The organism is Pseudomonas sp. P7779 (assembly GCF_013386315.1).
GTDB lineage: Bacteria > Pseudomonadota > Gammaproteobacteria > Pseudomonadales > Pseudomonadaceae > Aquipseudomonas.
Genome location: NZ_JACARZ010000110.1, coordinates 1 through 8,048, shown reverse-complemented (window position 1 = coordinate 8,048; position 8,048 = coordinate 1). Strand labels below are relative to the sequence as shown.

Annotated in this window: 7 protein-coding genes and 1 pseudogene; 3 read left to right on the top strand and 5 right to left on the bottom strand. The window is 58.2% G+C overall.

Annotated features, from left to right (window positions below; all coding sequences use genetic code 11):
- From HX869_RS27055 to hemJ, 3 genes and pseudogenes are all read right to left on the bottom strand, one after another.
- Positions 1–297 (bottom strand): annotated as a pseudogene (locus HX869_RS27055) (DUF805 domain-containing protein); the annotation flags it as partial.
- Between the two features lie 62 nt (positions 298–359).
- On the bottom strand, positions 360–1,328 hold the full coding sequence (locus HX869_RS27050; protein WP_003210939.1) for a nitronate monooxygenase family protein: 969 nt from the start codon (positions 1,326–1,328) through the stop codon (positions 360–362).
- A gap of 24 nt (positions 1,329–1,352) precedes the next feature.
- Complete coding sequence (gene hemJ / locus HX869_RS27045) at positions 1,353–1,781, bottom strand: protoporphyrinogen oxidase HemJ (protein WP_003210937.1); 429 nt, start codon at positions 1,779–1,781, stop codon at positions 1,353–1,355.
- A gap of 136 nt (positions 1,782–1,917) precedes the next feature.
- On the opposite strand from hemJ, the gene argC reads away from it, so the two are divergent.
- Together argC and erpA are read left to right on the top strand one after the other, a co-directional pair.
- Positions 1,918–2,952, top strand: a complete 1,035-nt coding sequence (gene argC, locus HX869_RS27040; protein ID WP_003210935.1) for an N-acetyl-gamma-glutamyl-phosphate reductase — start codon at positions 1,918–1,920, stop codon at positions 2,950–2,952.
- Positions 2,953–3,114: 162 nt separating this feature from the next.
- Entirely contained in the window at positions 3,115–3,465 is a 351-nt protein-coding gene (gene erpA / locus HX869_RS27035) for an iron-sulfur cluster insertion protein ErpA (protein ID WP_003176443.1), read from the top strand.
- Between the two features lie 66 nt (positions 3,466–3,531).
- Here erpA and HX869_RS27030 read toward each other — a convergent pair whose 3' ends face one another.
- Both HX869_RS27030 and HX869_RS27025 read right to left on the bottom strand, forming a co-directional pair.
- On the bottom strand, positions 3,532–4,623 hold the full coding sequence (locus HX869_RS27030; protein ID WP_008434463.1) for an anhydro-N-acetylmuramic acid kinase: 1,092 nt from the start codon (positions 4,621–4,623) through the stop codon (positions 3,532–3,534).
- Positions 4,624–4,626: 3 nt separating this feature from the next.
- Positions 4,627–6,042 carry a peptidoglycan DD-metalloendopeptidase family protein gene (locus HX869_RS27025; protein WP_003210931.1) on the bottom strand — a complete coding sequence of 472 codons (1,416 nt, stop codon included), beginning with the start codon at positions 6,040–6,042 and terminating at the stop codon, positions 4,627–4,629.
- Positions 6,043–6,253: 211 nt separating this feature from the next.
- On the opposite strand from HX869_RS27025, the gene tyrS reads away from it, so the two are divergent.
- A complete protein-coding gene (tyrS, locus tag HX869_RS27020; protein ID WP_178903926.1) occupies positions 6,254–7,453 on the top strand; it encodes a tyrosine--tRNA ligase in 1,200 nt (399 codons plus the stop codon).
- The last annotated feature ends 595 nt before the right edge of the window (positions 7,454–8,048 follow it).

Below are 8,048 nucleotides of genomic sequence, written 5' to 3'. Positions count from 1 at the left end.
GGTGTAGCCAGTCGCGCTGCCGGAGTCCGTTTCATGGGTTTCGGCAAGGCTGAAGGCGACCGGCTGCTCTTCTTCTATCCGCGCATCCACCCCGGCGTTTTTCAGCGCTTGCAGATAGGTCTCGGCATCGGCGCGGGAAAGGTCGCGTTTCAGCGCGACCGGGCGGCCGGTGAAAAGCTTTTCGATCGCGTCGACATCACTTTTGAACAACTCGGCGAGGTTCAGCTTGGCGGTGGTGCTTTCGACACCCGGGAGCAATGCGCCATCAAACACAATCTTGAAACGGTTGTCGCTCATGCGGGCATCCTTGTCACTTGAATGGGGAGGCCTGCCTTGATCAGCAGGCTTTGAATCGCGGATCAGCGTGGCCAGCGTTCAGGCAATTGTGCCGCATGCTCGAGCGCCTTGCGGTATTCGGCATCCAGGCGGGCCACGAGTTCATCGACGCTGGGCAAATCATCAATCTCTCCGACGCCCTGGCCGGCGGACCACACGGTCTTCCAGGCTTTGGCTTCGTCGTTGAGTGGCTTGAGCTTGGAGCCAAAATTGACTTCACCCTTGCCTTGCAGCGCGGCGAGGTCGAAACCGGCATTTTCCAGGCTCTGGCGCATGAAGCTTGCGGGAACACCGGAGACGGCTGGAGTGTGCACGATGTCGGCGGCGCGCGATGTGAGCAGCATCTCTTTATAGGCATCCGGGGCATGGCTTTCGGTGGTGCCGATAAAACGCGTGCCGAAATAGGCCAGGTCGGCGCCGAGCAGTTGCGCGGCGAGGATTTCGTGGCCGTGGTTCAGGCAACCGGCGAGCAGCAGGGTTTTGTCGAAGAACTGACGGATTTCTGCGATCAGCGAAAACGGGCTCCAGGTGCCGGCGTGGCCACCGGCGCCCGCCGCAACGGCGATCAGGCCATCGACGCCGGCTTCAGCGGCTTTTTCGGCGTGGCGCCGGGTCGTGACATCGTGGAATACCAGGCCGCCGTAGCTATGCACCGCGTCTACCAATTCTTTCACCGCGCCCAGGCTGGTGATGACGATCGGCACCTTGTGCTCGACGCAGATCGCCAGGTCGGCTTCCACCCGCGGGTTACTGTTGTGCACGATCAGGTTGACCGCATAGGGCGCCGGGTTATCCAGCAGCGCCAGGCCCGCTTCGATTTCTTCCAGCCACGCCTTGAAGCCGCTGCTTTCCCGCTGGTTGAGGGCAGGGAAGCTGCCGACGATCCCGTTGCGGCAGCAGGCCAGCACCAGTTGCGGGTTGGAGATCAGAAACATCGGCGCAGCCACGACGGGCAGGCGCAGACTGTGTTCGAGCGAAGCGGGCAGCGACATTGGAAGTACCCCGAGTAATAGAGATTAGAACGGTTTGACCACGACCAAAATTACGATAGCCAGCAATATCAGAACTGGCACTTCATTGAACCAGCGATAAAAGACATGGCTGCGGGTGTTTTCGCCACGGGCGAAACGTTTTACCTGCGCGCCGCACATATGGTGGTAGCCGATGAGTAGTACTACCAGAGTCAACTTGGCGTGGATCCACCCGCCGGATTGAAAGATGGCCGGGTTGAGGTAGATCAGCCAGCCGCCGAACACCAGGCTGGCGATCATCGCCGGGCCCATGATGCCGCGGTACAGCTTGCGCTCCATCACGCTGAAGCGTTCCTTGCTGATGGTGTCCTCGCTTTGGGCGTGGTAGACGAACAGGCGCGGAAGGTAGAACAGCGCGGCAAACCAGCAGACGATGCTGACGATATGAAAGGCTTTGACCCATAGATAAAGCATTTTTAGTTATTCCCAGGTTCACGGTAGCTGAAGATAGTAGTGGCTCTTGCGTCTACACGTCATGTTGAAGGTTGTCGCAGGACGATACGAACCCTATTATCGACGGCTTTCCAGTGGGTTCGTTGAGGGCAGGTTTATGGTCAAGGTCGGTATCGTCGGCGGCACGGGTTACACCGGTGTCGAATTGCTGCGTCTGTTGGCTCAGCATCCGCAAGCTGAGGTGGTGGTGATCACTTCCCGATCCGAGGCCGGCCTGGCTGTGGCCGATATGTACCCGAACCTGCGAGGCCACTATGACGGCCTGGCGTTCAGCGTTCCGGATATCAAGACCCTGGGCGCGTGTGATGTGGTGTTCTTTGCCACGCCTCACGGTGTGGCCCATGCCCTGGCGGGCGAGTTGCTGGCCGCCGGCACCAAGGTGATCGACTTGTCGGCAGACTTCCGCCTGCAGGACGCCGATGAGTGGGCCAAGTGGTACGGCCAGCCTCACGGTGCACCGCAGTTGCTGGAAGAGGCGGTGTACGGCCTGCCGGAAGTCAATCGTGAGCAGATCAAGCAAGCACGCCTGATCGCTGTGCCGGGTTGCTATCCGACCGCTACGCAGTTGGGTTTCCTGCCATTGCTGGAAGCCGGGCTGGCGGATGCATCGCGGCTGATTGCTGACTGCAAGTCGGGCGTCAGTGGTGCTGGTCGTGGGGCCGCTGTAGGTTCGCTTTACTCCGAGACGTCGGAAAGCATGAAAGCCTATGCAGTCAAAGGCCATCGTCACTTGCCGGAAATTCGCCAGGGGCTGCGTCGTGCTGCGGGCAAGGATGTCGGCCTGACGTTTGTGCCGCACCTGACACCGATGATCCGCGGGATCCACTCCACACTGTATGCGACGGTCGTTGATCGCTCGGTAGACCTGCAGGCGCTGTTTGAAAAGCGCTATGCCAATGAGCCGTTCGTCGATGTGATGCCGGCGGGCAGCCACCCGGAGACCCGCAGCGTGCGCGGTGCCAACGTGTGCCGTATCGCAGTGCATCGTCCACAGGATGGTGACCTGGTGGTGGTATTGTCGGTCATCGACAACCTGGTCAAGGGCGCTTCGGGCCAGGCTGTGCAGAACATGAACATCCTGTTTGGCCTGGATGAGAAGCTGGGCCTGTCCCACGCGGGCATGCTGCCGTAAATTTTCTGCTGTTGCGCAAAGGCCCGTTGATCGGGCCTTTCGTGTTTTTAATGGCCGCTGCGCAGATTGATATACCGTAACAATAGTTGACCGCTTTTCTAGGAGAAGCGGATAATGCCCGCCATCACGCATATGGCGGCGCTACGCCGGGAGATTATCAGCATGAGCGTTGAATCCTTCACCCCCACGGCTTTGCAATTCACCCACGGTGCTGCGCACAAGGTGAAGAGCCTGGTCGATGAAGAGGGTAATGATCGCTTGAAGCTGCGCGTATTTGTTACGGGCGGCGGTTGTTCAGGGTTTCAGTACGGTTTTACCTTCGATGAAGACGTGGCCGATGACGACACCATCGTTGAGCGCGAGGGCGTCAGCCTGGTTGTCGATCCGATGAGCTTCCAGTACCTGGCAGGAGCCGAGGTGGACTATCAGGAAGGTCTGGAAGGTTCGCGCTTCGTGATCAAGAACCCGAATGCCACCACCACTTGTGGTTGTGGGTCTTCGTTCTCGATCTGATCGACAGCGGATATAAAAACGCCGCTTGGCCTTGATAGGGCCAAGCGGCGTTTTGCTGTGTGGGATTCAGGCGGGGTAGATCGCGCCGAGTACACGAAGGCCGCGGGCGCCGGTGACGCTGGGGCGGTTGGCGGCGATGCCTTCCAGACAGCAATGGGCCAGCCAGGCGAACGCCATGGCTTCGACCCAGTCAGGGTCTACGCCGCAGGTGGCGGTGCTGCTGACCTGGGTCGCCGGCAGCAGGGCGCTCAGGCGGCTCATCAAGGTTGCGTTGTGGGCGCCGCCGCCGCAGACCAGCAGGGTTTCGGTCTGTGGTTGGGCGGTTTGCAGGGATTCGACGATGGTCAGGGCAGTCAGCTCGAGCAATGTGGCTTGCACGTCCTGGGCTGCGAATGGCGGCAATCGTCCCAGGTGATGCTCAAGCCATCCCAGGTTGAAGACTTCGCGACCGGTGCTTTTTGGCCCCTTGGTCACAAAGAACGGATCGCTGAGCAATGCCTTGAGTAGCTGGGGTTCAACCTTCCCGCTGGCAGCCCACTGGCCATCGCGGTCGAAGTTCTCGCCGCGTTGCTGGTGAATCCAGGCATCCAGCAGGACATTCCCCGGGCCGCAGTCGAAGCCCGCGACCGGTTTGCCGGTCTCGATCAGGCTGAGGTTGCTGAAGCCGCCCACATTCAGTACGGCGCGGTTGCCCGTACGCTCGCCAAACAGTGCCTCATGAAATGCAGGCACCAGCGGGGCGCCTTGGCCTCCGGCGGCGACATCGCGGCTACGGAAATCACTGACGACGGTGATTCCCGTCAATTCGGTGAGCAGCGCCGGGTTGCCGATCTGCACGGTAAAACCCCGTGCAGGTTCGTGACGAATGGTTTGGCCGTGGCTGCCAATCGCTCGAATGTCCTGGGGCTTGAGGTTCTGCTGATCGAGTAGGGCGTGAATACCTTGGGCGGCAAGCGTCACCCAGTTCTGCTGCGCGAGCGCCGAACGGGCAATCTCGTCCGGGCCGCTGGCGCACAGGCCAAGCAGCTCGGAACGCAGGGATTCAGGCATGGGGATGTAGTGGGTGGCGATCAGCTTGATCGCCGGGCCTTGCTCGATCAGCGCAATGTCCAGGCCATCAAGGCTGGTCCCGGACATCACACCTATATAGAGCGACATGGCTTAGCGCTTCGCCGAAGCCAGGAGAGTAGAGCGCTCCTGGTCCATGCGGGCCATCAATGGCTGGCTCTGCTGCAGGAAGCGAGCGCGCTCGGCCTTGGCGATCGGGTCGGCCATTGGCAGCTTCTGGCCCAGTGGGTCGACGTGCACGCCGTTGACCTGGAACTCGTAGTGCAAGTGCGGGCCGGTGGACAGCCCGGTAGTGCCGATGTAACCGATCACCTGGCCCTGCTTGACGTTGCCGCCGGTCTGGATGCCCTTGGCGAAACCTTGCATATGGCCATACAGCGTACGGTAGGTGGCCCCGTGCTGGATGATCACGGTGTTGCCGTAGCCGCCACGGCGACCGGCCAGCAAGACCTTGCCGTCACCGGCAGCCTTGATCGGCGTGCCACGCGGGGCGGCGTAGTCGACGCCTTTGTGAGCGCGAATTTTGTTCAGAATTGGATGCTTGCGACCCATCGAGAAACGCGAGCTAATACGGGCGAAGTCAACCGGGGTACGGATGAACGCCTTGCGCATGCTGTTGCCATCGGCGGTGTAGTAGCTGCTGTTGCCTTGTTTGTTGGTGTAGCGCACGGCGGTGTAGGTCTTGCCACGGTTGGTAAATCGCGCAGAGAGGATGTTGCCGGTGCCGACGACCTTGCCGTTGGCGACCTTCTGTTCGTAGATCACGTCGAATTCGTCACCCTGGCGAATGTCCTGGGCGAAGTCGATGTCGTAGCCAAACACGCTGGCCATGTCCATGGTCATGCTGTGGGACAGGCCGGCGCGGGCGGCGGACTGCGACAGCGAGCTGTTGATCACGCCGTGTACATAGGCGGAGCGCATGACCGGCTTGGTGGTGATGCGGTTGAACGCAAAGCCCTTGGCGCCTTTGGTCAGGGTGATGCTTTCCAGGTCGCTGACGTTGCTGTGCAGGTTGGTCAACTGGCCGTCGGGCGCCAGTTCGAATTCAAGCTTCTGGCCATGCTTGAGTTGGGTGAATTGCTTGGCCTGCTTGTCGCTTGCCAGTACATCGTTGACCGTCGCGGCGGGGAGGCCGACCTTTTCGAACAGGGTCGAAAGGGTGTCGCCCTTGGCAACAATGACTTCCCGGTGCAGCGGGTTCTTGGGTGCCTCTACTACCGCAGGTTCGGCCTGCGCGGTTTCCTTGGTGTCTTCGGCGCTGCTTTCGATCTGGGCAAACGGCGATTCGGCTGCGCCATTTGTGGCTTGAAGTGCGTCGGAAGCGTCTTGATCTTGTGTCAGTTGCTCAACCGGACTTTCAAGGTCAAGGCTTAGGGTCGTTCGTTTGGCTTCTACGTCGCTGGAAGGAAATACCAGGAGTGCCAGGCTCAGAAGGGCGGCGATCCCACTTGCGGCGAGCAGGTGGGTCTTCGGGTAAAGCGGCGGCGCTTTAGACGGTTCTGTGGTCATAAGTAATTTTGACTTTGAAAAGATGAATTGGAAAAGATGAATGACATGATGAAGATGAAATAACTGTATAAAATATAACCAAATCATCTGTGGTGCAAGCTTGCGAACGCTGGGCTTGCTGAACGGTGTCCGTGCGCAGGGCAAAACTTGTAATTAGTCCCTGATCTTGTATGGTTGGTTCCCTTTTGAATCTGAGCCTTGCGGGTCTGTTATGAAGTCGGTTGAAGAGCAGCTAGCGCTGATCAAACGTGGTGCGGAAGAACTGTTGGTCGAAGCTGAGCTGATCGAAAAGCTCAAGCGTGGCCAGCCCCTGCGTATTAAGGCCGGCTTTGATCCGACGGCGCCGGATCTGCACCTTGGGCATACGGTGCTTATTAATAAGCTGCGCCAGTTCCAGGAACTGGGGCATCAGGTGATCTTCCTTATAGGTGACTTCACCGGGATGATCGGCGATCCGAGCGGCAAGAGCGCTACGCGTCCGCCGCTGACCCGTGAGCAGGTTCTCGATAACGCCGAGACCTACAAGACCCAGGTCTTCAAGATTCTTGATCCGGCCAAGACCGAGGTGGCCTTCAACTCCACCTGGATGGATCAGATGGGGCCGGCGGATTTCATTCGTCTTACGTCCCAGTACACCGTTGCTCGCATGCTCGAGCGCGATGACTTCGATAAGCGCTACTCCACTAATCAGCCGATCGCTATCCATGAGTTCCTGTACCCATTGGTTCAAGGGTATGACTCGGTGGCGTTGCGTGCCGATGTCGAGCTGGGCGGTACTGATCAGAAGTTCAACCTGCTGATGGGGCGTGAGCTGCAGCGTGCGTATGGGCAAGAGGCTCAGTGCATTCTGACGATGCCGTTGCTGGAAGGGCTGGATGGCGTCAAGAAGATGTCCAAGTCCCTGGGTAACTATGTCGGTATCCAGGAAGCGCCGGGTGTGATGTACGGCAAGCTGGTTTCGATTCCGGATGCGCTGATGTGGCGTTACTTCGAACTGTTGAGTTTCCGCTCGATGGATGAGATCAATGCATTGCGTGCTGAAGTGGAAGCTGGGGCTAACCCGCGGGATGTGAAGATCAAGCTGGCTGAAGAGATTGTTGCGCGCTTCCATGGTGAAGAGGCTGCGGCCAGTGCTCACCGTGCTGCGGGTAACCGTATGAAGGATGGCGAGCTGCCGGATGATCTGCCTGAGATTGAATTGACTGCTGGCGAGGCAATGCCGATCGCTGCCGTCCTTAATAAGGCGGGCCTGGTGAAGAACTCGGCGGTGGCGCGCGACCTTCTGGGGTCTGGCGGTGTACGTATAGATGGTGAGGTTGTCGATCGCACCTTTATATACGAACTGGGCGCGACCCACGTTTGCCAGGCCGGCAAGAAGGCATTTGCGCGTATTGCGCTTAAATCCGAATAAACCTGAAATTAACTGTTGACGGCGTTTTATATCTGTCTATAATTCGCCCCACTTCCGGCGCAGTCGAAGCGGAAAACTCCTTGGTAAACAAAGAGTTATGTAGGTTTCGACAGCGAGCTGCTTCAGATCATCGAAGCCCAGAAGGAGTTAGTAAGGCAGTGTTGTTTGGCCCTATTAACGGTTCGATCTTCTCGGTCGAAAGCGGAGAAAAAGAGGTGTTGACAGCAGCGTGTAACGCTGTAGAATTCGCCTCCCGCTAACGAGAGATCGGAAGCGCAAGTGGTTGAAGTTACAAAGGAAACTTTGAAAACTTCTGAAAATAATCACTTGACAGCAAATGAGGCTGCTGTAGAATGCGCGCCTCGGTTGAGACGAAAGATCTTAACCAACCGCTCTTTAACAACTGAATCAAGCAATTCGTTTGGGTGCTTGTGGAGTCAGTCTGATAGTCAACAAGATAATCAGCATAACAAGTTAGTCAGTAAGACATCAAAGATGTAACTAACGATTGCCGAGCAGAGTTTAGGGTGTCTTAATAACCTAAACACGATTGAACTGAAGAGACTGATTATAGCACAGATTGAACGCTCGCGGC